This is a genomic window from Akkermansia muciniphila (assembly GCF_040616545.1).
Lineage (GTDB): Bacteria > Verrucomicrobiota > Verrucomicrobiia > Verrucomicrobiales > Akkermansiaceae > Akkermansia > Akkermansia muciniphila_E.
The window spans coordinates 2487449-2513120 of the sequence record NZ_CP156688.1; the positions used below are offsets into that span (position 1 = coordinate 2487449).

Annotated in this window: 18 protein-coding genes; 7 read left to right on the top strand and 11 right to left on the bottom strand. The window is 60.2% G+C overall.

Translation table 11 applies throughout. The annotated features are described in order from the left end of the window. Positions 1-61: 61 nt before the first annotated feature. Positions 62-4624 (top strand): S6 family peptidase, encoded by a 4563-nt coding sequence (locus ABGM91_RS10105; RefSeq protein WP_354832026.1) that lies wholly within the window; start codon positions 62-64, stop codon positions 4622-4624. Between the two features lie 88 nt (positions 4625-4712). Here ABGM91_RS10105 and thiM read toward each other — a convergent pair whose 3' ends face one another. From thiM to htpG, 8 genes are all read right to left on the bottom strand, one after another. Beyond that, a complete protein-coding gene (gene thiM / locus ABGM91_RS10110; protein WP_215427800.1) occupies positions 4713-5528 on the bottom strand; it encodes a hydroxyethylthiazole kinase in 816 nt (271 codons plus the stop codon). Between the two features lie 49 nt (positions 5529-5577). Beyond that, positions 5578-6192 carry a thiamine phosphate synthase gene (thiE, locus tag ABGM91_RS10115; RefSeq protein ID WP_354832030.1) on the bottom strand — a complete coding sequence of 205 codons (615 nt, stop codon included), beginning with the start codon at positions 6190-6192 and terminating at the stop codon, positions 5578-5580. Between the two features lie 19 nt (positions 6193-6211). After that, complete coding sequence (gene cysK, locus ABGM91_RS10120; RefSeq protein ID WP_290565123.1) at positions 6212-7141, bottom strand: cysteine synthase A; 930 nt, start codon at positions 7139-7141, stop codon at positions 6212-6214. A 37-nt stretch (positions 7142-7178) separates the two neighbouring features. Then, positions 7179-8465: an O-acetylhomoserine aminocarboxypropyltransferase/cysteine synthase family protein gene (locus ABGM91_RS10125; protein ID WP_215427794.1), complete on the bottom strand. Its 1287-nt coding sequence runs from the start codon at positions 8463-8465 to the stop codon at positions 7179-7181. A gap of 137 nt (positions 8466-8602) precedes the next feature. Next, positions 8603-9043, bottom strand: coding sequence for an Rrf2 family transcriptional regulator (locus tag ABGM91_RS10130; protein ID WP_354834862.1), 441 nt, complete (start codon positions 9041-9043; stop codon positions 8603-8605). 105 nt (positions 9044-9148) lie between these two features. Beyond that, complete coding sequence (gene alr, locus ABGM91_RS10135) at positions 9149-10252, bottom strand: alanine racemase (protein ID WP_354832033.1); 1104 nt, start codon at positions 10250-10252, stop codon at positions 9149-9151. Positions 10253-10418: 166 nt separating this feature from the next. Further along, positions 10419-11261, bottom strand: a complete 843-nt coding sequence (locus ABGM91_RS10140; RefSeq protein ID WP_354832036.1) for a potassium channel family protein — start codon at positions 11259-11261, stop codon at positions 10419-10421. Positions 11262-11335: 74 nt separating this feature from the next. Continuing rightward, entirely contained in the window at positions 11336-13177 is a 1842-nt protein-coding gene (gene htpG, locus ABGM91_RS10145) for a molecular chaperone HtpG (protein ID WP_354832038.1), read from the bottom strand. A gap of 174 nt (positions 13178-13351) precedes the next feature. On the opposite strand from htpG, the gene ABGM91_RS10150 reads away from it, so the two are divergent. Further along, complete coding sequence (locus ABGM91_RS10150) at positions 13352-15223, top strand: M60 family metallopeptidase (protein ID WP_354832041.1); 1872 nt, start codon at positions 13352-13354, stop codon at positions 15221-15223. Positions 15224-15750: 527 nt separating this feature from the next. On the opposite strand, the gene ABGM91_RS10155 is transcribed toward ABGM91_RS10150, so the two are convergent. Next, entirely contained in the window at positions 15751-16371 is a 621-nt protein-coding gene (locus tag ABGM91_RS10155) for a DUF417 family protein (protein WP_354832043.1), read from the bottom strand. Between the two features lie 453 nt (positions 16372-16824). On the opposite strand from ABGM91_RS10155, the gene ABGM91_RS10160 reads away from it, so the two are divergent. The 4 genes from ABGM91_RS10160 (at position 16825) to ABGM91_RS10175 (ending at position 22824) form a co-directional block, all read left to right on the top strand. Next, positions 16825-18009 carry an MFS transporter gene (locus tag ABGM91_RS10160; protein WP_354832045.1) on the top strand — a complete coding sequence of 395 codons (1185 nt, stop codon included), beginning with the start codon at positions 16825-16827 and terminating at the stop codon, positions 18007-18009. 166 nt (positions 18010-18175) lie between these two features. Continuing rightward, positions 18176-19201, top strand: a complete 1026-nt coding sequence (locus ABGM91_RS10165) for a phenylalanine--tRNA ligase subunit alpha (RefSeq protein WP_022396059.1) — start codon at positions 18176-18178, stop codon at positions 19199-19201. An 18-nt stretch (positions 19202-19219) separates the two neighbouring features. Further along, entirely contained in the window at positions 19220-21739 is a 2520-nt protein-coding gene (pheT, locus tag ABGM91_RS10170; protein WP_354832047.1) for a phenylalanine--tRNA ligase subunit beta, read from the top strand. A 62-nt stretch (positions 21740-21801) separates the two neighbouring features. Further along, positions 21802-22824 carry a DUF4105 domain-containing protein gene (locus ABGM91_RS10175; RefSeq protein ID WP_354832050.1) on the top strand — a complete coding sequence of 341 codons (1023 nt, stop codon included), beginning with the start codon at positions 21802-21804 and terminating at the stop codon, positions 22822-22824. Here the strand turns inward: ABGM91_RS10175 and ABGM91_RS10180 are convergent. Then, a complete protein-coding gene (locus tag ABGM91_RS10180) occupies positions 22814-23407 on the bottom strand; it encodes a M15 family metallopeptidase (protein ID WP_354832053.1) in 594 nt (197 codons plus the stop codon). The two genes, ABGM91_RS10175 and ABGM91_RS10180, sit on opposite strands and share 11 nt — an antisense overlap. Before the next feature lie 152 nt (positions 23408-23559). On the opposite strand from ABGM91_RS10180, the gene ABGM91_RS10185 reads away from it, so the two are divergent. Continuing rightward, positions 23560-25023, top strand: a complete 1464-nt coding sequence (locus tag ABGM91_RS10185; protein WP_215427770.1) for a tryptophanase — start codon at positions 23560-23562, stop codon at positions 25021-25023. A 130-nt stretch (positions 25024-25153) separates the two neighbouring features. Here ABGM91_RS10185 and ABGM91_RS10190 read toward each other — a convergent pair whose 3' ends face one another. Further along, complete coding sequence (locus ABGM91_RS10190) at positions 25154-25612, bottom strand: GNAT family N-acetyltransferase (RefSeq protein ID WP_354832057.1); 459 nt, start codon at positions 25610-25612, stop codon at positions 25154-25156. Positions 25613-25672: the final 60 nt, after the last annotated feature.

Consider the following 25672-nt stretch of genomic DNA (forward strand, 5'->3'; position numbering starts at 1 on the left):
GGCGGGAAGTGCGGCATCTTTTCCTGTTTCCTCATCCAATCATACTTCACTTTAATTCATCATGAATGTTCACTATTATTCCGGGCTGCTGGGTGCAGCCTGCTTCCTTACCCCCTCCTATGGCGGCCTCATGGCTGATTCCATTGATCTCCAGACTTACCGTGATTTCGCGGAAAACCGCGGCATTTTCGACGTCAATGCCAGGGACGTCGCCATCTATGACAAGAATGGCGATTATGTGGGAACCATCCCCAAAATGATGAATTTTGACGGAGTGGCGGATGCCCATCATGGAGAAGCAGCGCTGGTGGGCGGCCCCGGCTTCATTGCCACCGTGTCTCATGATTATGATAAACAGTCCATTACGTTCACCAAACGCTTCGGCGCCACCCAGGGGACGCCGTTTTATGATTCCTACCGGTGTGTGCTTGCGAAGAATGCGTGGGGGGATACGCAGAATTACGCTTATGATTACCGCGTGCAGCGTCTGAGCAAGATCGTGACGGAGGCGGAATACGCTCCCTACCTGACGGATCCGGAATACCTGGACAACATGAAAGGACGCCTGGCGGTGCGGGTGGGGGCCGGAACGCAGGCTATTGCCACCGGGGAGGGAAGGCAGGAAATAGTAGGACGGGCCTATAGTTACCTGACCGGAGGGACGGTGGTTTTTGAGGGTCAGGCCAGCGTTCCCGGAACGGGAGAGCCGGATCCGGAGAATGCCAAGACCTACCCGGCCTACCGTTTCTGGTACAATTTCAGTAAGCCTTCGGAATCCAGTCCCCTGCCGTCCGGTTCTCAGTCCGGGGACAGCGGAAGTCCCTGTTATGTATTCAATGAGAATTCCGGCAAGTGGGAGTGGGTGGGCGCCACGCAGTCCCATGGCGGGGGCGGTTACGGCACGTACAGCCAGATGCGTTCCGGCAACCAGTGGGCCAGCGATTATGTGGACAGCTTCAACCGTACCATCAGCGTTGCGGCGAGTGGGGACGTGCTCTGGAACGTGACGGATGCCGACGGAAACGGAACGTTCGTCCAGGGAGGCATCAGCACGGATTACATCGGTTTGGCTTCCGGAGTGCGCGGGGATACCTCCACGCAAGGGAAGCGGGCCACGGACGCGCAGATAGGCGCGTGTTCCAACCTGATTTTTGACGGCTCCGGCGGAACCATCGTGCTTCAGGGTTCCGTGGATACCGGGGCGGGTTCCCTGACCTTCAATCGTGATTACGTGCTGAGCGACGGGGGCAATGCCTCCTACCGCCTGAATACGGCCGGTTTTGTGGTTGCAAAGAATGCAACCGTGACTACCCTGCTGACCGGAGCTTCCGGGGACGAGTGGCGAAAGATAGGTGAGGGAACTCTGGTGGTCAGCGGCCACGGGAACAACGCGGCGGACATCAACGTGGGCGGAGGCGGCCTGCTGATCCTGGACCGGGACGGTTATGCGGCCCGTAACGTAAAGCTGAACGGGGGAGGGGCCATGGTGCGCCTGGCGGGGGAAAACCAGCTGTCCGGGGAGTTCATCTTCGGCCATCGCGGGGGCACCGTTGACCTGTATGGGCACAACCTGTCCCTGTCCGCCATCACGCATCTGGATTACGGAGCCTGCTTTGGCAATTTCCGCTCCAATACCGCCGTGACATTCACTTTTACGGGGAGCGGGGCTCAGGACTACCTTGGAGGCTTCATGGACAGCGGGTCCATGCGAAACGGCCAGCTTCATGTGGTGTACGCGCCCGGCACGGGGGAAGGGTCCGTCTGGAACCTGTCCGGAGCCATTATTAATTCCGGAACGTGGACATTGCAGGGAGGTGAAGTGAAAGTAGCCGGGGTGCACACCCTGCACGCGGGCGGCTATGTGGATGAGAACGACTGGCAGACGGCCGTCTTTTCCACCGGGGTGGTGAATGTGAATAAGGGCGCCCGGTTCTCCACCGGAGGGCATGCGGAAGTTGCTTCTTCCGTCATTGTGGCAAACGGCGGGACGTACGGCATCCTCTCCGGCGGCAGCCACAGAGGGGATGTTACGCTGTCCGGCCCCGGCTCCATGATGCGGGCGGAGGTGGATAGCGGCACGGCCGTAGAATCCGGAAAAATATCCGGCAGCGGTTCTCTGATCAAGTCCGGGGACGGTGCCCTGCTTCTGAAAAACGGGAATAACGATTTTTCCGGAACTGCCCGTGTGGAAGGCGGCCTGGTGCATGCTTCTTCCGCAGGGTCTCTTGGAAAAACTGTCTGGACGCTGGATGCGGGAGGCGCCGTGGCCGTGGACGGATCTGGTTTTTCCTCCATTGCCGGAAAGCTGGACCGGGCGTCTTCCGGCACGTTCGCGCTGCTGGAAGACCGGGCGTCAATTTCCGGGCTGGAAGGATTCAGAAACTTGTCCCTCGGCGCGGTGGGAGAAGTGAATTTGGGAACGCACGGAACCACGGAACTTTTATCCGGGTGGACCGCGGACGGCGGCTGGGCCCTAGGGGGCGGGGGCGGAACGCTGACGGTGAATTTGAAACTCAGCGGTTCCGGCACCTTGTCCATCGGCAACGGTTCCAATACGGGTACTGTAGTGCTCGCCAACGCGCATAACAGTGATTCGGAAGGGGGAGCCGCCTTCTCCGGAGCCATTGAACTGAATGGGGGAGTTCGCCTTGCTTATACGGATATACGTTCCTTCGGGACTGAAACCGGAAATCTCCTGGTCAAATACGGAACGTCCTTCATTTTGGGAACGGAAGCGGACGCGGCGCTGGCGCATGTATCCCGTGCTTCCAGTGGCGTGCTGCTGCTGACGGGAAATCATGCGGGGAACCTGGACCTGGGCGGCATGGGGCTGGATTCCGCTTATATCGGCGCCGACGGGCAGGCTGTCCTGTCCGGCTCCGTAACGGCCGGAACGCAGGGATACCTGTTCGGCGGTGGCGGAACGCTGACCGTGGCCTCTTCCCTGGGCGGGGCTCATGCCCTGACGGTGGATACGCAGGGAATGGGAACGTCCGGCGGCGTCATCCTGGCCGCGGACAATACTTATTCAGGTGAAACGCGCATCCTGTCCGGAGTTTCCCTGACGGTTGGCAATGGAGGAACGTCCGGCACCCTGGGAACGGGAGCCGTTGCCAATGACGGCACGCTGGCATTCAACAGGACGGACCGTGTGACGGCGGAAAACGCCATTTCCGGAACGGGGGCGTTGATCCAGAATGGAAGCGGCAATCTGGTGCTGGCGGGAAATAATTCCTATAGCGGAGGCACGACGATTGCCGCGGGAACACTCACCGTGGGCGACGGCGGCACCAGCGGTTCGCTGGGAACCGGGGCTGTCGTCAACAACGGCGTACTGGTCTTCAACCGCTCTGATGCCTTTGCCGTGAATATTGATGTATCCGGCCGCGGAGCTCTCGTGAAAAACGGTTCCGGCACCCTCACCATCCAGAAGCGCCTTTCCTATACGGGTGGAACTACGGTTAATGAAGGAACATTGCTCCTGGGCGCCGGGGGCGCCAACGGCATCATCCGCGGTCCCCTGGCCATCCGGGAGGGAGCACAGGTGACGCTGAAAGGGGGAGACAGCTTCGGTTACTCCGGAGGGAATACTTCCGTCTGGGAAGTGAATATCACAGGTGGAACCCTCTATTTTGGGGATAAAGTCAACCAGACCTTCCAGAATACGGTGTTCAATCTGACAGGGGCCACGGTGGACGGCGTTTCCGGAGGCCGCATGGATATCTGGACGAATGCCTCCTTTCATGTAAATGCCTCCGGCAAAGCCTCTGAAATCAACAACGTAAACGTCCAGTTGCGGAGCGCCAGTCCCACTGTGTTCACGGTAGAGCGTGGAACGGCGGCGTCTGATTTGAATGTCTCTTCCAACATTGTCAACTCCGGCAACGTGAAGGGCTCTTTCCGCAAGGAAGGAGCCGGGATCATGGTTCTTTCCGGCAGAAATACCTATTCGGGAGGTACGTATATTGACGGAGGAACGCTGGTTGCGGCTTCCAGCCAGGCTCTCGGGACGGGACGCGCGACGGTCAATTCCGGCGGCTGCCTTCTTCTGGGCGGCCTGGATGCGGATGCCGCTCCAGTCAGCCTGGGAAACAATATTCTGGTGAAGGATGGAGGCATCCTCTCCGGTTCCGCCACCCTGTCCGGCAATGTGACGCTGGAATCCGGAGCTATCTTTGAACTGACGTTTTCCATGGGCGGTTCCGCCGGGAATGAGCTGGCATGCAACAGCCTGATGCTCCAGTCCGGAGTTTTCCAGATTGACGCAGGGGCCATGTTGAAGCTGGCGGGGGTGTCCATCGACTATTCCTCTGATTTCTGGGGGACTTCCCATATCCTGAACTTCATTGAGGGCGGGGCGGACGCAACGCTGACGGGCAATTTTACATTGGATACGTCCGCGGCGGGGGATTACGCCTCTTACGGGCAGTGGAGCCTCCAGAAGAGTGAGGATTCCAAGGATATGAGCATGGTATGGACGCCGAATGCGGCGCCGGAAGCTTCAATGACAGCGGCGTTAACGGCAACGGCGCCTGTTCCCGTCCCGGAACCTTCCTCCTGCATGCTGTTGATGGCGGCGCTGGGAATGGTGTTCCTGCGCTGTTCCGCTCCGCGGAATGAATAAAAAGGGCCTGTGAATTCAGCGCGCCGCATTCCGGAAGGAGTGCGGCGCGCTGCTGTTCCTCCCGGTTATGGGAAGAAGGCGTAAGGGGTTAAAGAGACAGGATGCGCGCTCTCCGGGCAATTTCTTCCGGAGAAAGGGTGTACAGGCTGTCCAGCAGGGAGACGGCAAAAGACCCCGGAACGGGGCTTTGTTCAAAGGCCATTTCCCCCGCTATGCCCATTAATACGGCGGTGGATACGGCCGCCTGAAGCGGGGAAGGGGAGACGGCGGCGCAGGCGGCGGCCAGCGCCCCCATGGAACAGCCCACGCCCGTGACGCGGGACATCATGGCATGACCGTTTTCCGTGGCAATGACCTGGCGGCCGTCCGTGGAATAGTCCGTGCGGCCCGTGACGAGGACAGCCGCCCCCGTGTGCAGGGCCAGTTCTCTGGCCGCTTGCAGGGCGTCCGCGCTGGAGCTGGTGCTTTCCGGCCCTTTCGTGACGGCGGAATAGCCAGCCAGGGCCATGATTTCAGAGGCGTTCCCGCGGATGATGCGGGGAGTCTGTTCTTTCAATTGCTCCGCCAGGCGCGTGCGCAGGGAGAGAGCGCCCACGGCCACCGGGTCCAGGACCCAGGGGATGTTCAGCCGGTTGGCTTCCTGCACCGCCGTCTGCATGACGGCGCCCTGTCCGCGCGTGACGGTGCCCAGGTTGACCAGCAGGGCGGCAGTTCCGCCACGGAGCATTTCCACCGTTTCCTCCGCGTCATTAAGCATGGCGGGAACGGCTCCCGCGGCCAGCAGCAGGTTGGCGGTCAGGGGCTGTACCACGGAGTTGGTCAGAGAGAGGACCAGCGGGGCCGTTTCCCTGATCTTTTCCAGATCGGAGGAGACGGCGCTGACAAGATCGGTTGATGAAGGCATGGAGCTGGAAGGAGTGCTTGTTGTCCCCGTATTTCCGGAAGTGCGCCAATCAGGCCAGCGTCCGTGCGGCGGCTTCCGGGTCTTCCACTCCGCAAATGGCGGAGACCACGGCAATTCCCGCGGCGGTTCCCGTGGCGCGCACCTGCCGGGCGCGTTCCGCATCCAGTCCGCCGATGGCTACGACGGGCAGGGGAGACTGTGACGCCAGCGCGGCGAAGCCCTCCACGCCCAGCACGGGCGGGGCGTTCAGCTTGGAGATGGTGGGGAATACGGGCCCCATGCCCAGGTAGTCCACCAGGGCGGCGTCCACCGCGCGGAGCTGGTCCGCGTTGGAGACGGAAAGCCCCAGGATTTTATCCGGCCCGATCATGGCCCGGACGGACGGCACCGGCAGGTCCCGCTGGCCGATGTGGATGCCGTCCGCGTCCAGCGCCAGCGCCAGGTCAACGCGGTTGTTAACGATGAAGGGAACGCCGCGGGACGCCAGGAAGTCCCGGATGGGCAGGGCTTCCCGGTAGCAGGTGCCCGCGTCCGGATTGGTGGAGCGGTATTGCACGATGGTGACGCCGCCGTCCACCGCCCTTTGGACGGTTTCCAGAAGGCTGTGGCGGCATTTGGCCGCTTCATCAGTGACCAGGTAGAGATGGAGGTTGAATTCTTTCATGGTAACGGAATGGGAGGGGTCAGTCTGTGAACAGGGGGGTGGAGAGGTAGCGGTCCCCCGTGTCCGGCAGCAGGACCACAATGGTCTTGCCCGCGTTTTCCGGGCGTTCCGCCAGCTTCGTGGCGGCCCAGAGCGCCGCTCCGGAGGAAATGCCCGTCAGCACGCCGTCCGTGCGCGCCAGCTCCTTGCCGGTGGCAAAGGCGTCTTCATTCGTGACGGTGATGACTTCATCATACACGGAGGTGTCCAGCGTGTCCGGCACGAAGCCCGCGCCGATGCCCTGGATTTTGTGGGGGCCGGCGGTTCCCTGGGTCAGCACGGGGGATGCGGACGGCTCCACGGCCACGATCCGGATTTCCGGATTGCGGGATTTGAGGTACTTGCCCACGCCCGTGATTGTACCTCCGGTGCCGATGCCCGCCACGAAGATGTCCACCTTGCCGTCCGTGTCGTTCCAGATTTCCGGTCCGGTGGTGCGGAAATGGACTTCCGGGTTGGCCGGGTTGACGAACTGGCCGGGGATGAAACTGCCGGGCAGTTCTGCGGCCAGTTCCTCCGCCTTGGCGATGGCGCCTTTCATGCCCAGCGCGCCGTCCGTCAGCACCAGTTCCGCTCCATAGGCCTTCAGCAGGTTGCGGCGTTCCACGCTCATCGTTTCCGGCATGGTCAGGATGATGCGGTACCCGCGGGAGGCGGCCACCGCCGCCAGGCCGATGCCCGTGTTCCCGCTGGTGGGCTCAATGATGACGGAATCCGGCTTCAGGGCTCCGGAAGCTTCCGCGGCGTCAATCATGGCCCGGGCAATGCGGTCTTTCACGCTGCCGGCGGGATTGAAGTATTCCAGCTTGGCCAGGATGGTGGCGTTCAGGCCGTTTTTGCGTTCGTAATTGGCCAGTTCAAGCAGCGGAGTGCCGCCGATCAGTTCCGTAATGTTGCCGTAAATTTTCATGACTTTTAAAAATAAGAGCGTTGTTGCCGTTAAAGTGTTAGAGAATGGAGCGGAACCCGTGTTCCAGATCCTCAAGGATGTCGTCAATATGTTCCGTGCCGATGGAAAGCCGCACCGTGGAGGGCGTGATGCCGGCTCCCCTGAGCTCCTCTTCCGTCATCTGGGAGTGGGTGGTGGAGGCCGGGTGGATCACCAGGGACTTCACGTCCGCCACGTTCGCGAGCAGGGAAAATAATTCCAGGCTTTCGCAGAACTGGCGAGCTTTTTCCGCGCCGCCCTTGATTTCCACGGTGAAGATGGAGCCGCCGCCGTTCGGGTAGTATTTCCGGTAAAGTTCGTGGTTTGGATGGTCCGGGAGGGAGGGGTGGTTCACCTTCTCCACCTGGGGATGCGCGGCCAGGTAATCCACCACGCGCAGGGCGTTCTGTACATGGCGTTCCACCCGCAGTGAGAGGGTTTCCAGTCCCTGGAGCAGCAGGAAGGAGTTGAACGGGCTGATGGTGGCTCCCGTATCCCGCAGCAGGGTGATGCGGATTTTCGTGATGTAGGCCGCAGGGCCGCAGATGTCCGCCAGCACGGCTCCGTGGCAGTTCGGGTTGGGCTGGGTGATGCCCGGGAATTTATCGTTCTGCGTCCAGTCGAACTTGCCGCCGTCCACAATCACGCCGCCCATGGCCGTACCATGGCCGCCGATGAATTTGGTGGCGGAATGCACCACCACGTCCGCGCCGTGTTCCAGCGGGCGGAACAGGAAGGGGGAGGCGAAGGTGTTGTCCACAAGGAGCGGGATTCCGTGGGCGTGCGCCACTTCCGCCAGAGCCTCAATGTCCGCGACGTTGGAATTCGGGTTGTCCAGGCTCTCCACATACAGGAGCTTGGTGTTTTCCCGGATGGCCCTGGCAAAGTTGTCCGGGTCGCTGCCGTCCACGAAGGTGGTTTCAATGCCGGATTCGGCAAGCGTATGGGCAAACAGGTTATAGGTGCCTCCGTACACGTTGGCGGCGGAAACGATGTGGTCCCCGGCGCGCGCGATGTTCTGGACGGCGTAAGTGACGGCGGCCGCTCCGGTGGCTACGGCCAGCGCGCCTATGCCCCCTTCCAGGGCGGCGATGCGCTTTTCAAGCACGTCTGCCGTGGGGTTCATCAGGCGGTTGTAGATGTTTCCCGGTTCCGCCAGGGCAAAACGGGCTGCCGCCTGTTCGGAATCCTTGAAGACATAGGAAGCGGTGGCGTAAATAGGCACGGCGCGTGCATCCGTGGCCGGGTCCGGATTTTCCTGGCCCACGTGGATCTGGCGCGTTTCAAAACGATAATTCTTATTCATATTTTCTATATTCCTATCGGGAAAGTAGGGAATAGATAGTTAAAGGAGGGGAAGATGTCAAGCGCCGGGTGGGGAAAGTGGGACATGCGGCTGAAACCGGGTGAGTTGAAAAAGCGTTCCGGCCCGCCGGGCGCGGGTTAAATGCCTGCGCCGTAATCGCAGCCTATCTCCTTCTGCTGTTCCATCAGGTCTTCCAGCGTGACGCGGTGAAGGTAATTCTCAATGACCTGCTGGAGCCCCCGCCAGAAGGGCAGTGTGGCGCAGCCTGCCGCACGCGGGCACGGGCTTTCCGGAGTCGCCGTGCAGGAGATGGGGAGAAGGGAGCCTTCCGTCAGTTTCAGAATCTCTTCCGTGGTGTATTCCCGCGGATGCCGGGACAGGCGGTAGCCGCCGGACTTGCCCCGGAAGCTCTGGACGAAGCCCGCTTTCAGCAGGATGGCGATAATTTGTTCCAGATACCGCACGGTGATGTCCTGCCTGGAGGAAATCTCCTTCAGGGAGACGTAGCCGTCGTCGCGGTGCCGGGCAAGGTCGATCATCAGGCGCAGTGCGTAACGTCCTCTGGTGGAAACCTTCATCATACGTGCTAACTAAACGATATTTCAGGCTGCGCGTCAATCGGGAATGAAGGCACCGCGCGGAATAAACGGACAGCGTGAACCGCTTCTCCGCCAGGCGCCCCATCAGCTGTAATGGCGCGGCACGCGGGGGCCTATTCCGGTGAAGATTTCCCAGGAAATGGTGCCGGCTTTTTCCGCCAGTTCCGTCACGGGAATGTTCGGTCCCATGATCTCCACGGCCATGCCCGGTTCCGGATGGGGAACGCCGCTTACGTCCACCATGATCTGGTCCATCGTCACGCGCCCCAGCAGCGGGCAGGAGACGCCGTCCACCATCACGCGGGCGCCCTTGTGGGCCAGGGAGCGCAGGTAGCCGTCCGCATAGCCTATGCCCACGGTAGCCACCTGGGTGGGATGATCCGTTATAAAGGTGCCTCCGTAGGAAATGCCGTGCCCTTCCGGCAGCGTGCGCGCCACCGTCAGGCGGGAGAACAGGGCCATGGCCGGCTTCAACTGCGCGGCCCATGGGGAGGGAATGGGGGAAAAGCCGTACAGCACCAGGCCGGGACGGCACAGGTTGTTGGAGGGAATCTCATAATCCAGGGAAGCGGCGCTGTTGGCCAGGTGGCAGTACTTCAGGGGCAGTTTTTCCCGGATGCGGGCGGCCATCCGTTCAAAGCGGGCGATCTGCTTCAGCGTCAGCTCCCGGTCCTCGTCCGCGCAGGGCAGGTGCGCGCCCAGCCCTTCCATGTACAGGCTGTCCAGTTCCCCCAGGCGGGAGAGCAGTTCCTCAAGCTGGTCCGGCAGGAAGCCGCCGCGGCCCATGCCCGTATCCACGGAAATATGGATGGGGAGCGTCTTTCCGTACAGCCTTGCCAGGGAATTGTAATGCACGGCCTCCTCCATGGTAGAGATGAAGGAACGCCAGCCGTTCAGCACGATTTCCTCCCGTTCCTCTGGAAAGGAGGGGCCCAGGATGTAGGGCCTGGTACGGCACCCCGCCTGGCTGATGCGCCGCGCCTCTCCCACATTGGCCACTCCGAAGAAGGCGATGCCTTCCGAATCCAGCGCGCGGCAGACCTGTTCCAGCCCGTGGCCGTAGGCCCCGGCCTTTACTATGGGCATGTAAAACTCGCCTTTGGCCGCCTGCTTGACGACGTTCAGGTTATGGCGGATGGCCCCGAGGTCGATTTCGGCCCAGGCGCGGGGGGGGCTGGTAACTGGCATGGTGGAGAAAGGCGGAGAGGTTGGAAAAGGAGAGGGACGGCATGCGGCCCCGGTACGGAGGGATTGTCCGCCTTTGCCCGTGCAATGCCAGACGGATTTTTGTCAGTCTTGCGGCAAAAAGAAGGGATGGCCGCAGGAGGCGTGCGGACTCCGTCCGGCATCCGGGTCATTCCGGTTTTTGCGCTACGGCGCCGGGACTGGCAGCGGGAGGCTCCTGCCCTGGAGGGGAAGGTGCGTGCGGGGCGTCCCGCAGGGTTTTCAGCAGGGCCGCCATGGTGTCTATGTCCTCGTCCGTCATGGAGGACAGGCCGTCCAGCTTCTTCTTGATGGCTTCAATCTCCTCCTCCCTGTACGGCAGCGGTTCTCCTGCATGGGGATGCAGGAAGAAGGAGGTGATGGTGCTGGTGAGCGTCCCCACGAAGCCGATGCCCGTGAGCATCAGGAATACGGCCAGGAACTTTCCGGGGGTGGTGACCGGGTAAGTGTCCCCGTAGCCCACGGTGGTGGCCGTGACGAAGGACCACCAGATGCCGTTGGGCAGGCTCATTCCCTCCGCCAGGTGGATGCCCACGGCGCCCAGCAGGATGATGACCAGGGCGGCGATGCAGATATACTTGAACCCGTTCGTGTTGAAAAAACGCCTGATGCGCGTGGTGAACCTCATGGCGTAGGAGAACAGGTCCAGATACCGGGCGAGCCGCAGGATTTCCCCAAGCGAGGCGAACCGGAACAGCCGGAACAGGACGTCAAAGGGGATGATGGCCAGCAGGTCCCACACGTGCTCCTTCATGAAGGTCCATTTATGCGGGCTGAAGGAGAAACGGACGGCGTAATCCAGAACGAAAATCCAGTAAATCACCCGGTCCGCCGTGACTTCCCATTCGGCGGCCTCGGAAGTCAGGTCAATGGCGGCCAGCGTTACGGCCACCAGGGCCAGCAGGCACATGCCGGACTGGTAGGCCAGTTTCAGGAAGAGGAAATGCCGGGGCGTGCGGTGGAATGCGTTCATGATGGGGGAGGTAAAAGGAAAAGCCGCCCCCGGCAGGGAGCGGCTTTTAAAAGGAGGCCGTTTTCTGCCGGAGCCTACTTCAGCAGAAGCTGCTCCATCAGGGCCTGGGAGGACTGGGCCAGCACGGCGGGATCATCCAGCATGCCGGCGCGGAGCAGGGCGGTATTCGCGATCTGGTCCGCCACCATCTGGGCCAGTTCCGGATTTTCCGTCCTCAGGACGGAGAGTTTTTTCACCAGCGGGTTGGAGGGGTTCAGTTCCAGCTGGGGATGGCTTTCAGGAATTTCCTGCCCCATGGCTTTCATGTACGCCCTCATTTCCGGGCCCATGTCATTGCCGGTCTGGAGGGCCACGGCGGGACCGCTGACCAGGCGCTTGCCCAGCGTCACCTTGGAGAATTTTTCCGGATACAGTTCCTTCATCCATTCTTCCAGGGCGGTGGCCTCTTCCTGTGGAAGGGCGTCCTTCCGCTCTTCTTCCAGTTCCGGAAGTTCCACGTCCGCGCGGTCAATCATCGTGACGGGCTTGCCGTCCACGCTGGACAGGGAATCCAGCACGAACTCATCCCCGTGGTCCGTGAAAAAGGCCACCTCATATCCGCGGGCCTTGAAGGCTTCCAGATACGGGCTGTTCTCCAGGTGGGAGCGGGAGGGGCCGGTGAGCGCGTAAATGGCGGTCTGCCCTTCCTTCATGCGGGTGATGTATTCCTCAAAGGAGGTCGTTTCCCCCGCATCCGTAGCGGTGGACTCAAACCGGAGCAGCTTGCCCAGGGATTCCTTGTTCGGCCAGGAGGTGACCACCCCTTCCTTCAGGTAGCGGGAAAACTGACCGTAGAATTCCTTGTACGTCTCCTTCTCGTCTTTGGCAAGTTTGTCCAGGTGCTTGATGAAGCGCTTGGTGATGATATCGCTGATCTTGCGCACCAGGGAATTGTCCTGGAGCATTTCACGGGAAATGTTCAGGGGAAGGTCCTCGCTGTCCACCACGCCGTTCAGGAAGCGCAGCCATTCCGGCAGCAGGCCTTCCGGCTTGGCGTCAATCAGCACGCGCTTGCAGTACAGGGACACGTTGGCGTCCACGCGGCCGAAGCCGAACATCTCCGGGTTCCTTCTGGGGATGAAGAGCAGGGCATTCAGCACAATGGGAGCGTCCGCGCTGAAATGCATGTAGGACATGGGCTTTTCATCCGTGTGGGAGATGAACTGGTAGAACTCGTCATATTCCTCCGGCTTTACATCGGACTTGGACTTGGACCAGATGGCCTGGACGGTGTTGATGTGCTCCCCGTTGAAATTGATCGGGAAGCCCACGAAGTTGGAATAACGGCGCAGAAGTTCCTTCACGCGGTATTCCTGGGAGAACTCCTCATATTCATCCTTCAGGTGGATGACGATGCGGGTGCCGCGGTCCAGCGGTTCGTCCAGCGTTTCAATGCTGTAGCCTTCCCTCCCGTTGGAGGTCCAGCGCAGGGAGGCCGCCTCCGGTTCATAGGAATGGGTGAAAACCTCCACCTGGTCCGCCACCATGAAGGAGCTGTAGAACCCCACGCCGAACTGGCCGATCAGGTCCGCGCCGCCTTCCTGCTTCTGCTTGAGGGCCTCCATGAATTTCTTGGTGCCGGAATGGGCGATGGTCCCCAGGTTTTCCACCAGGTCCGCCTCCGTCATGCCGATCCCGGTATCCGCGATGGTGATGGTCTTGTTCTCCTTGTCCGTGGTGATGGTGATTTCCAGGGGCTTGTCCGGCTGGTAGATGTTGGAATCCGTCAGTTGTTTCAAGCGCAGCTTCTCCAAGGCGTCGGAAGCGTTGGAAACGAGTTCCCGGACGAAGATTTCACGGTCGCTGTAAAGGGCGTTGATGACAATGTCCAGCAACTGCCGGACTTCCGCCTGAAATGGATGTGTTTCTGTATTCATGTGGAAAAATGTGTTGCGGGTGCCATTATAGGGACCTCGTCAAGGGGATGGACAGTTTTTAAGCGGTGGCAGGAATACCCCATGTCACAAAAACGGTCTTTTTCCGGCCATGTTCACGCCGGAGGATTTTTCCTTGAAACAATTCTGGAAACTAATCAGTATAGTTTTATAAACATGATCCTTTCACCCTTTTTGAAAAAGGGGGCCCTTTTACTGGCCCTCTGCGGCATGCTGGGCGGCGGCGTGCTTTCCGCCCAGGAAACCGGGCCCGTTCCGATTACGGAAGCGGGCCTGAAGGCGCTGGATTCCAACGTCTTCACCAATGACTTCATGCTGGCGTTGAAGCCCAATGTCACGCGTGACCGCATTGCCAAAATCAAGGATCCCTTCGTGCGCGGGCTCGCGCAGCAGATGGCGGATAAAAAATATGACCGCAAGGCGCGCGCCATCACGGCGGAACCGTATGAACCGGTGAAGGACCTGGCGGACCGTCTGCGCACCAGCCAGTACAGCAAGTTTGAAAACCCCACCGGCATCTTTTTTGAGGAAGGGGAGGACGTGCTGCTGATAATGGGAGACCCCAAGGGCGAAAAGCTGAACCTGGTCATCCATAACTTCGGGCGCGACGGGGGGCGCAGCTCCTATCCCCTGAAGGAGGGAATCAATATCATCAAGGCGAAGAACAAGGGACTGGGCTACATTGAGTACTTCACGCCCAACTACAAAAAGGCACCCAAGGTGCACCTGTCCATTCCGTCCGGCAAGGTGAACGGCGTGTTCGTGGGCGGCGTGAGCAAGAACAGCGACTGGAAGAAGATGCTGGAAAATTCCCCCACGGAAGTCGTGGACATCGTGGGCAGCCGCGTCCATCTGGTGTACCCGGTGGAGGAACTCAAAAAATTCTGCCCGGACAAAGGAGAGGAACTCATCGCCCTGTACGACAAGATTATCGGCATGGAGCAGCAGATCATGGGGCTGTACAAGTACAAAATGCTGCCTAAAAACCGGATGTTCGGCCGCGTGATCTGGAACGGCTTCATGCACGCGGACGGCACGGGCGCCGCCTTCCACAACGGCACCATGGGGGAAGTGGGCAACCCGGACAAGATTCCCGGCAGCGCCTGGGGCATTGCCCATGAATTCGGCCACGTGAACCAGGTGCGCCCCGCCATGAAATGGGTATCCACCGGGGAAGTGACCAACAACATTTACTCCGCCTACGTGAACTACATGCTGAACCCCGGCAGCATGCGCCTGGAGCATGAACGCATCAACGGCGGAGACGGCAACATGATCGGCGGCCGCTTCAACGCCTACCTGAACAACGGCGTCCTGAAGGGGGAAAACTGGCTCATCCAGGCCGGCCCGGACAAGCGTTCCGGCGGGGACAACCGCCCCATGGTGCATGACCACTTTGTCAAGCTGGCTCCGCTGTGGCAGCTTGAGCTGTATTTCAAGGTAGCCGGAAAGGGCAACCCGGACTTTTATCCGGACATTTTCTACAAAGCCATCAAGATGGATACCAAGGGCAAGAAAGATGGAGAGCTTCAGCTCGCTTTCATGAAGAACGCCTGTGACGTCTCCAGGCAGGACCTGACGGACTTCTTCCAGAAAACCGGCATGCTCAAGCCCATTGACCAGGAGCTGGACGACTATACCTGCGCCCGCATGACCATCACGGAATCCGACTGCAAGAACCTGGTTGCCTACGCCAGGAAATACAAGAAGCCGGAAAGCCCCGTCATTTACTACATTTCCGTCAACAGCGTGGAAGCATACAAAAACCGCCTTCCCGTCCGGGGCGCTTACAACCAGGGCATCACGGAAAAGGGAGACCGGCGCATCATCTCCCATGACGTGTGGAAAAACGCCGCCGTCTTTGAAACCTACAAGGATAAGGAAATGGTCCGCATCACCATGGTGGGAACGGATTCCAAGGATAATTCCTCCACCACGGTTCCCTATCCGGAGGGCTCCACGCGGATTGAAGCCGTTTCCTGGGATGGCAAGCGTACGCTGGCATACGGCAAGCGTCCCGCCAAATAACAACTTAAGAGGTTAGCGTGTTCGGGCGCCGCCGTTCTCCGGAACGGCGGCGCTTTTTCATGGGAGGCTTCGCAGGCCGCGCGGCATGTTCCGCTCCGGTGTATTTTTCATGGCCGCGCTGCTTGGGAACAAGGGGTTGATTCATCCGTCTTTCAGGCTTCTTCACCTCCGGGTTTCAAGTTGAGCTTTCCGTCCTCCCCCGGGTGGTTTCCCGGCCCTTGTAAAGAATAGTCCCTCCGCTTCCCCGGGGTTGGATTCAGCAATGAAGCCCGCAGGGTGGGTTAACCGCAGAGAGGCGCGAATCAACCTTCCGCTCCCGTCGGGATGGTACGTAATCAAGACACCGTGTATTTCCGGTTCACCGTAAAATTGTGCACGGCGGCTTGAAGGATGATCTTTTCAGCATGTGCCTCTTTCCGGAAAAACCGGCCCGGCTATCATTGCCGGGGGGAATCTTTACTGCGTAAAAAACCGCCCCTGCTTTCGGCAGGGGCGGTGAGGGACGAGATTATGGGCGGAAAGAACTGTTATTTGTTGCAGCAGGATTCCCCGGTCCTGGCCCGGCCAAGGCGCGCTTTCAGGATGCGCTTGAAGTCCGTGCCCAGCAGGATGACGCCTCCGGCCATCATCGCAATGTCCTTGATGACCAGGCGGCCCGCTCCGGACAGGTAGGGGAAGCCGTGGTTGGGGCCTCCCAGGTCAGGCACCCACGTCTCCGGCGTGGTAATCAGGAAGGACAGGGTGCCTGCGGTCATGATGATGAGCAGGCAATTGCCGATGACGCCCACCTTCGGGAAAAAGATGCCCAGCAGTACAAGCGTTCCGATGGTGACGATCAGGGTTCCCAGGCCGTAGGAGAAACCGTAGGTGTTGTTTTCCTTATGCCAGGCAATGTTGGCCGGAACCACAGCCCCCTCCTTGTTCATGTGCTGCTTGTATTCTGGAGCCTCCTTGTTGTAGAAGAAACTCATCATCGGACTGTTGGCCACAAAGGGAACGATGCCGTCCGCTTCATACTGGAAGGCCTTGAGGCCGCCAATCCAGGCGAAGACGATGAAGACGGCTACCCTCAGAAAATTGATGCCGAAGCGTTGGAGTTTATCGGCATACTGAAGGCATTTTTCAGGGGACGAGCATGTGGTAAACATATCCGCTTGTAATACTGAAAGGATTCACCGTCAAGGGAATTTAGTTTAATTCCTTTTATTCCTATAGGGATATAAAAAGCAAAAAAGGCGTAAGATATTCTTTTTTAGACTGATGGTGTTTTTTCGCTATGAATGAGGGAAAATGGAAAAGAAGGGAGAAAAATGGACTGGCGCCTCCCGTTTTTACTTTCATGACTGATCCTTGTCTTGAACAGGAAGGAATGCGGAAAGTCTTTGCGGAGACTGGAAGGAAGCTTGCGGGCTCCTTCTCCATGCGCGGTTCATGTCCGCATTCCGTCCAGCCGCAACGCGGTTTCCCGGCCCTTGTAAGAAAACCAGGGGTGTTCCCTGCCTGGCGGTTTTATGTCCGCTCTCCCTTCAACGTGACAAGCTGTTTCCCGGAAAAGTGGTTTACTTTTGAACGGGCGCGGGTGCGGGACTGTATAACATGGGATGGATAAGGCAGGAATTTCCGGAAGCATGAAGGGAAAGATGCTGCTGTTCGTGGCCTTTTTAATCGTTTGTTTCAATCTGCGCACCGGGTTTGATTCTCCGGATCCGTTGTTGGGGACGATTGAAAAGGATATGGGCCTTTCCCTGGAAAATTCAGGGCTGTTCGCCCTGCTGCCCGTGTTTGTGCTGGGCGTGGCGGCTCCCATTTCCCCGCGCGTGGCTCGCTGGATGACGCCGTGGAAGATCATTTTCTGGTTCCAGCTTCTGGCCGTGGCCGGCATTTTCTGGCGTAGCTGGGACGGCGTGGCCGGCTTGTACGGCGGCATGGTTCTGATGGGGCTGGGCATGGGGATTGCCGGAGCGGCCATTCCCGGACTGATCAAGCACCAGTTCCCGGACCACGCCTCCGCCATGATGGGCGTTTACAGCGCCATGATCGGGGTAGGCAGCGCGGTGGCTTCCGGTCTTTCCGTTCCCATCTCCAACATGCTGGGCGGCTGGCGCTTTGGCCTGGGGATTTGGATTATTCCCATCCTGCTGGGCATGCTGGTATGGGGCGCCTACTTTCTCAAGCATCCCGTCGGCGTGCTTCAGCGCGATCCGTCGGCTTCCGGAAACAATCTGCTGCACAGCAGCAAGGCATGGCAGGTCACCATCTTTTATTTAAGCCGCGTGGGAGCCGCTTACTTCTTTTATACCTGGATTCCCATCTTCCTGAGGCAGCGCGGCATGAGCTACGTGGACGCCGGCTTCATCCTGTCCGTAGCCATGTTCGCCCAGCTTCCCGCCACGCTCGCCGCGCATGCCCTGGAAAAAGCCACGGGGGGCAGGGGCCTGCTCATCGTGATGGCCATGGCGCTGGCGGCGCTTTCCTGCTGGGGCATCCTGTACCTTCCGCTGGACTGGGCCCTCTGGATGGCCATTTTGTTCGGCCTGGCGACGGGAACCGTGTTCAGCCGCGGGATGGCGCTGATGGTGGAACGCGCCCGGACCCCTTCGGAATCCATCAGGCTTTCCGGCATGGCCCAGGGCATTGGCTTTACCATGGGCGCCGCCCTGAGCCTGCTGTTCACCTCCTTCCTGCACCCGGGCGGCTCCTTCCTGACTTTCGGCCTGGTATACACCTTTTTCTGCGTGCTCGGCATGATTTCCGGCCGCATGTCCGCTCAGCCGGGATATGTGTGACCTGGGGGGAAGGTGATAATGATTAAGGGTTAGCGGTTAATTGTGGAGGCGGTTTCTGTTTCAGAAACTTTTCCGCCTGTTTTATTTGCTTTTACAGAAAGTCCGCATCGCCCGAAGGGCTTGACGCTGGCGGGGGGGACGGGTAAGCTCTTGCCCGTCAAATTTTATGAAGGAAGAGATTGTACGCATTCAACGGGACGCTCTGGCGCGCATTGCCCAGGTGTCTGACAGGCGCGGCGTGGAAGACGCGCGCGTAGCCATCCTCGGCAAAAAAGGGGAACTGACCATGGCCCAGACGGGCATGAAGGACGTTCCCAGGGAGGAAAAGCCTGCCGTCGGCCAGTTGCTCAACGAGGCCCGCAAGGCCATCACGGAGGCCCTGGACGCCAAGCTGGAGGAAGTGCAGGCCCAGGCGGACAAGGCCGCCGTGGCCGGCGTTGATCTGACGCTTCCGGCCCGCTCCCTGCCGCAGGGCGGCCTGCATCCCCTCACGATCGTGCGGGATGAAGCCATCCGCATTCTGCGCCACATGGGGTTTGCCCTGGCGGACGGCCCGGAGATTGAGGACGAGTTCCACTGCTTTGACGCGCTGAATACGCCGGAGGACCATCCGGCCCGCAATGAGAAGGATACGTTTTACTTTGATTCCGGCAAGCTGCTGCGCACGCACACCTCCACCGTGCAGATCCGCTCCATGGAGAAGCAGACGCCCCCCGTCCGCGTGATTTCCCCCGGTTCCGCCTACCGCCGGGACGAGATTGACGCCACGCACCTTTCCGCCTTCAACCAGCTGGAAGGCCTGTATGTGGATACGGACGTTTCCGTGGGCGACCTGAAAGGGACGCTGGAGTACTTCCTGCGCGCCCTCTTCGGCTCTGATACGGAGGTGCGCTTCCGCCCCCATTTCTTCCCGTTCACGGAGCCCAGCTTTGAAATTGACGTGAAGCTGAAGGTGGACGGCCAGGAACCGCGCTGGGTGGAGATTGCCGGATGCGGCATGGTGGACCCGAATGTCTTTGAAGCCGTGGACCGCGAGCTGGGGCTGGAACCCGGCGTGCAGGCCCGCTACACGGGGCTGACCGGCTTTGCCTTCGGCATCGGCCTGGACCGCCTGGCCATGATCCGCTGGGGCATCCGGGATATCCGCGCCCTGATTGAGAACGACGTGCGCTTCCTTGCCCAATTCCAATAATTCTTACTTTACCCAGATATGAAAATTTCCCTTAACTGGCTTTCCCAATATATTGACCTGGCCGGCCTGAGCGTGGATGAAATGTCGGATATGCTGACCTTTGCCGGCATTGAAGTGGAAGACATCCGCCAGCAGGGCGTGGACTCCCCGTACGTGGTAGTGGCCCGCGTGGCCTCCGCGGAACAACACCCCCAGGCGGACCGCTTGAAGGTCTGCCAGGTGGACGTGGGAGACGGCGCGCTGCACCAGATCGTATGCGGCGCGCAGAACTACAAGGTGGGGGACAAGGTGCCCTGCGCCCTGCCGGGAGCGGTGCTGCCCGGCAACTTTGAAATCAAGGTGGGCAAGCTGCGCGGCGTGGAATCCCGCGGCATGCTCTGTTCCGCCTCCGAGCTGGGCCTGCCGGACAAGGAGCACGGCCTCTGGATTCTTCCGCAGGAACTGGAAATCGGCACGCCCATCTCCCAGGTCGTGAAGGCGGATACCATGGTGGAAGTGGAAGTGACGCCCAACCGTCCGGACCTGCTTTCCCACAACGGCATGGCGTATGAACTGGCCGCCATCTCCGGACGGGAGTACAGGCCTGTGTCCATTGATGACGCCGGGGTGGAGCTGGAACCTGCCGGAGACTTCGTGCGCCTGGACCAGCCGGACCTGAACCCGTACTACACCGCCGTGAAAATCAGCGGCGTGAAGGTGCAGGAAAGCCCGGAATGGCTGAAGGAACGCCTGGTAGCCATTGGCCTGCGCCCCATTAACAACATTGTGGACGTCACCAACTTTGTCCTGCATGAACTGGGCACGCCCCTCCACGCGTTTGACGCGGCAAAGGTGCAGGGCGGCATCGTCACCCGCACCGCCTATGAGGGGGAAGCCTTCAAGGCCCTGGACGGCCAGGAATACACGCTCAACTGCACGGACCTGGTCGTCGCGGACCAGTCCGGCAAGGCGCTCGCCATCGGCGGCGTGATGGGCGGGGAGGAAAGCGGCGTAACGGACGCCACTACGGACATTATTCTGGAATCCGCCTGGTTCAAGCCCTCCTCCGTGCGCGCCACGTCCCGCAGGCTGGCCCTGTCTTCCGACTCCTCCTACCGCTTTGAACGCGGCACGTCCGCCTGGAACGTTCTGCGCGGTTCCGTGCGCGCCGTGGAGCTGATCCTCCAGCTGGCGGGCGGCACGGCCTCCAAAACGTATGTGGCCGGGGCTCCCGTGCCCAATCCGGCGCATGTTTCCATGCCTTTCTGCGGAAATCCGGATGCTCCCGTTTCCGCGTTCGCTTCCCTCAAACAGGGGAAGGGCGCCACGGTGGTCAATGAACTGGGCTTCGTGAACCTTCCCTGGAAGGCCTTGGACCAGATGTCCGGCGGTTCCATTTCCCATGAGGAAGGCGCGCGCATCCTGACGGCGCTGGGCCTGGTGCAGGTTCCGGATTCCCCGGAATGCTGGCTGATCCCCCCCCACCGCCTGGACCTCACGCGCCCCTGCGACCTGCTGGAGGAAATCGTCCGCGTCTTCGGCCTGGACGGCATTCCGTCCCGCTTTTCCGGCCCATTCGTCACGGAATCCCCGGTGGACGTGGCCTATAACTTCCAGATGGAATTGCGCCGCAAGCTGGCGGCTCTGGGATTCTATGAAACCCAGACCATCAAGCTCATCGCCTCCGAGTCCGCAGACGCCGCCATCGCCCAGGTGAAGGACGCGCTGCCCCTGCGCCCCCTTCAGGAAGGCGACCTCATCCGCGTGTCCCTGCCGCTCAGCGAGGATCACTCCGTGCTGCGCCCCGCGCACACTCCCGGCCTGATTGCCGCCGCCGTGCGCAACAGCAACCAGGGAGTCTCCGGCCTGCGCTTCTTTGAACTTGGCCGCGTCTTCCGCAATACGGGCGGCGGCAAGGGCAAGGACATTGAAACGGATACGCTGGGCATCCTGCTTTCCGGGGACCGCACGGCGCGCTCCTGGGCGGACCCCAGGCCGGAACAGTCCTCCTTTGAAGACCTGCTGGCCGTGATGGAAGCGCTGGCTCCGGGCCACCGCTTTACGCTGACGCCCGCGAAACCGCGCGAACAGGCCGCCCTGGGGGCGGACGTGCAGCTGGACGGGAAGGCCTGCGGCTACTTCGCCCGCCTGTCCCTGGCGCGCTGCCGGGAGCTGGGCCTGGACCAGCCCGTGTATGTGGTGGAACTGGACCTGCGCAAAATGCAGGAAGTCCTCACCGCTCCCGTGAAGGCTGCGGAACTGCCCCAGTTCCCCGGCTCCTCCCGTGACGCGGCCATGGAACTGCCCCTTTCCACGCCCAATGCGGACATCGTGAAGGCCATTGAAGCCGCCCGGGAAAAACTGCTCGCCAGCTACTCCTGCTTTGACGTGTTTACGGACCCCTCCGGTGAAAAGCTCCCGGCGGACCGCAAATCCATCGCCTACACCTTCCTGTACAGGGACCCGGCCAAGACCCTCACGGCCGCGGAGGTGGACGCCGCGCACCAGCGCGTGCTGAAAGCCCTGACAGACAAGGTAAAGGGCCTTTCCTTCAGATAATTCCCCGTCAACGGGCCGCGCGTTTCACCAAACCGGAACGCGCGGCCTCTTTTTAATCTCCCATGCACCTGCCTTCCCTGCGCCATGCGGGCCTGATAACCGCCCGGGTCCTGATGTTTGCGGCATGGTTCGGCCTCTCCCTCTGGGCGGCCGGGGTGGTGTTTTACAATGTATGGGGCGGCGCCGTGCTGGTGTGGCTTTACGCGGCAGCCATGGTCTGCGCCTTCGTTTTCCGCGGAAAGCGGCCCGTATTCTGGCGCGCCTCCTGGGGCGTGCTCGCCCTGCTTCTGGTTTATTATCTGTGCATTCCCGCGACGAACGGCAAGGAATGGCAGCCTTCCTGGAGCCGCTTGCCCGTCGTGGAAATTGACGGGAATGAAATCGTGGTGAAGGACGTGCGCAGCTTTGTTTACCGGACGGAGCATGACTTTGACGTCCGCTACGTCACGCGCCGCTTTGACCTGGACAAGCTGGCCACGCTGGACTTTGCCGTAAGCCACTGGGATGGGATGGAATCTGTGGCCCATACCATGCTTTCCTTCGGCTTTGAGGATGGAAAGCATCTGGCGCTCTCCGTGGAAACGCGTCTGCCGGAAAGGGTGGAGCAGGGGACCATTCCGGGCCTCTACAAGCAATTCAATGTGATTTACATTCTGGCGGACGAGGAAGACCTCTTCGGCCTGCGCACCACCTACCGGAAGGAGGACATGTACCTGTACCGCATCAACATCGGCAGGGAGAACCTGAAAAAAGCCTTCCTGGGTTTTGCGGAGAAAATCAACAGCCTCCACGAACGCCCGCGCTATTACAACACCGTCACCGCCAACTGCACGACGGAGCTGGTGGATACCTTCAAGGATTATCTGGGCGTGCGCCGCTGGCAGTGGACGCCCCTCTTTAACGGCATGTGCGACCAGGACGCCTATGACCGGGGCGAGCTGCTTCATCTGCCCGGAGAAAATTTCCGGGAATTGAAAAAGCGCTCCTTTCTGGGGCATGGCGGGAACGGGACGGACTGGGCAGCCCTCCGCCGCCGGTGGGAGGAGGGCTGGCGCACGGACGCGTCCGCCCCGGTTAAAGAGTAGCGAACTGGAAGTGCATCCAGTCGTAATCCCGTGCGCGTCCCAGGGACACGGCCCCCTCCGCCTCCACGAACTGCCAGAAGGCCGCATACTCCGGTCCGGACAGCACCGCCTTTGGTGCCGGGATGTTCAGGCCGTTCCTGTCCGGGTCCATATCCACGGCGATGCCCCAGGCATGCATGGACGTGGCCTTTCCGCCGATGATGGAGCGGTTGTTGAAGCAGCCTCCGTACAGGTCCAGGCCCAGTTCCCTGATCTTCTCCATGCCGTAATGGTCCAGGGTGGCCTGGAAAATGCGGGTGAGCGGTTCCGCCACCAGCTTGTGGCAGCGCATGGTGGAAACGGTGGTGTCCGTATCCCACGCCAGTCTCATGATGTAGGGCAGCCTGACGCTGGTCAGGTTGCTTTCATCCCCCGCCCGTCCGAAGATGGATTTCCCGGAACGCACTTCCTCCTGGCTGGGCCAGGAATGCTCCGGCTGGCGGATCTCCAGTTTTTCCATCAGTGCCCGGGCTGTCCGGGGGCCGGGGATGCCGTCCGCATCCAGCCCCAGATGCTGCTGAATCAGTTTCCAGTGTTCTCTCATAGGGGTTCACGCTAGGGGCTTCCGCCGGGAAGTTCCACATTTTTCCTTTCAGCGGCATACCTGCCTTTCCGGAGGGCGCAAAAAGACGCGGGCATTCCTTTTATGTTGCGGAAAGGGCTCATTCTGCTACACTTTCCCTCATCTTTTATTTTATGAATTCAGAACCATCCAACGTTGTCAAATTTTACAATGGGGAGCAGATTCCCCTGGAACTGCACAAAGTCCGCGTGGTGCAGAAACTGCACCTCGTTCCCGTGGAACGCCGCCTGGAAGCCGCGCAGGAAGCCGGGTTCAACACCTTCCAGTTGAGCACGAATGACGTTTATCTGGACATGCTGACGGATTCCGGCGTCAACGCCATGAGCGACAACCAGATTGCCGCCATGTTCCGGGCGGATGACGCCTATGCCGGTTCCCAGAGCTTTGACCGTTTGAAGCAGGCCGTGCAGGACGTCTTCGGCAAGGAATACCTGCTTCCAGCCCACCAGGGCCGCGCCTGTGAAAACATCATCGCCCGCACTTTTGTGAAGCCCGGGGACGTGGTGCCCATGAACTACCATTTCACCACCACGCACGCCCACATTGACCTGAATGGCGGCAAGATTGAGGAACTGGTGGCGGATGAAGCCATCAACCCGGTCAGCACCAACCCGTTCAAGGGAAACCTGGACCCGGCCAAACTGCGGGACTGCATCGCGCGGCACGGCGCGGACAAGATCCCCTTCGTCCGCATGGAGGCCTCCACCAATCTCATCGGCGGACAGCCCTTCTCCATTGCCAACATGCGGGAAATCCGCGGCATTTGCGACGAATTCGGCATCATGCTGGTGCTGGACGCCTCCCTGATCGGCGAAAACGCGTACTTCATCAAGATGCGTGAAGACGAGTTCAAGGACTCCACCTGTGCGGACATCCTGAAAACCATGTGCGGCCTGGCGGACCTGGTGTACTTCTCCGCCCGCAAGGTCTCCTCCTCCCGCGGCGGCGGCATCTGCACGAATGACCGGGCCATCGCCAAGAAGATGGAGCACCTCGTGCCCCTGTTTGAAGGCTTCCTGACCTATGGCGGCATTTCCGTGCGCGAAATTGAAGCCATGGCCGTGGGCCTGTATGAAACCACGGACCTGACCGTCATTTCCCAGAGCCCCTCCTTCATTGAATACTTCATCGGCCAGATGGTGGACATGGGCATTCCCTGCGTGACGCCCGCCGGCGGCCTGGGCGCCCACATTGACGCCGGGCGCTTCCTGCCCCACATTCCGCAGGAGGACTATCCCGCCGGGGCTCTGGCGGCGGCCTTCTTCATCGCCTCCGGCGTGCGCGGCATGGAACGCGGCACGCTCTCCAGCGTCCGGGATGAAAACGGCAACGACATTCTGGCGGATGTGGAACTGCTCCGCCTGGCCTTCCCGCGCCGCGTCTTCACGCTCTCCCAGGTCAAATACGTGGCGGACCGCATGAAGTGGCTCTACGACAACCGGGACTTGATCGGCGGCCTGGAATTCGTGGAGGAACCGCCCGTCCTGCGCTTCTTCATGGGCAAGCTCCGCGCCAAGAGCGACTGGCCTGAAAAACTGGCTGCCAAGTACCGCCAGGACTTCGGGGAAAGCCTGTAAAGCGCGGATTCCCGGGCACAACCGCATGTTCAAGGGCTGGGCCGTTCCGGTTCAGCCCTTGTTGCGCTGACGCCTTGCGGGACTCTGCGGACCGTTAACCGCAAGGGTGAGGCGCTCCTTTTAATCCCGGCTAGGATGGGACGGATGGTGATAATCTCATGTACAGCACAGGGTATGGTCTGCCTTGTTCATCAGTCTCCGTTCTTTTGTAAACCTGAAAGCCCATGTGCTCGTAAAATCCTTTGGCCTGGGGATTCTGTTCATTTACCACCAATTCGTTAATGGAATATTCCTTCATGCCGTATTCAATTAACTTTTTTCCCAGGCCGCGTCCGCGTTCTTCAGGCGCGATGAACAGCATTTCAAGTTTTTGTTCATCAATGCCCATGAAGGCCTGCGGAATGCCGTTCCCGTTCTCTGCGATGATCAGATGGGCAATATCCGTCAACGCCCGTGGAACATATTCCTGAATATGGCTTATCTCCTCATCTGACAGGAACGTATGGGTTTCTGTCACGGAGCTTTTCCAGACCTTCACCAGCTGTTCCACCAGTATGGGGGTTCTGTCTTCAATCTTAATGATGTTCATGTTCTCTCCCGTCTGCGGCAAGAATCATTGGAGCAGGGGCCTGCTGAAATGTCAAAGGTT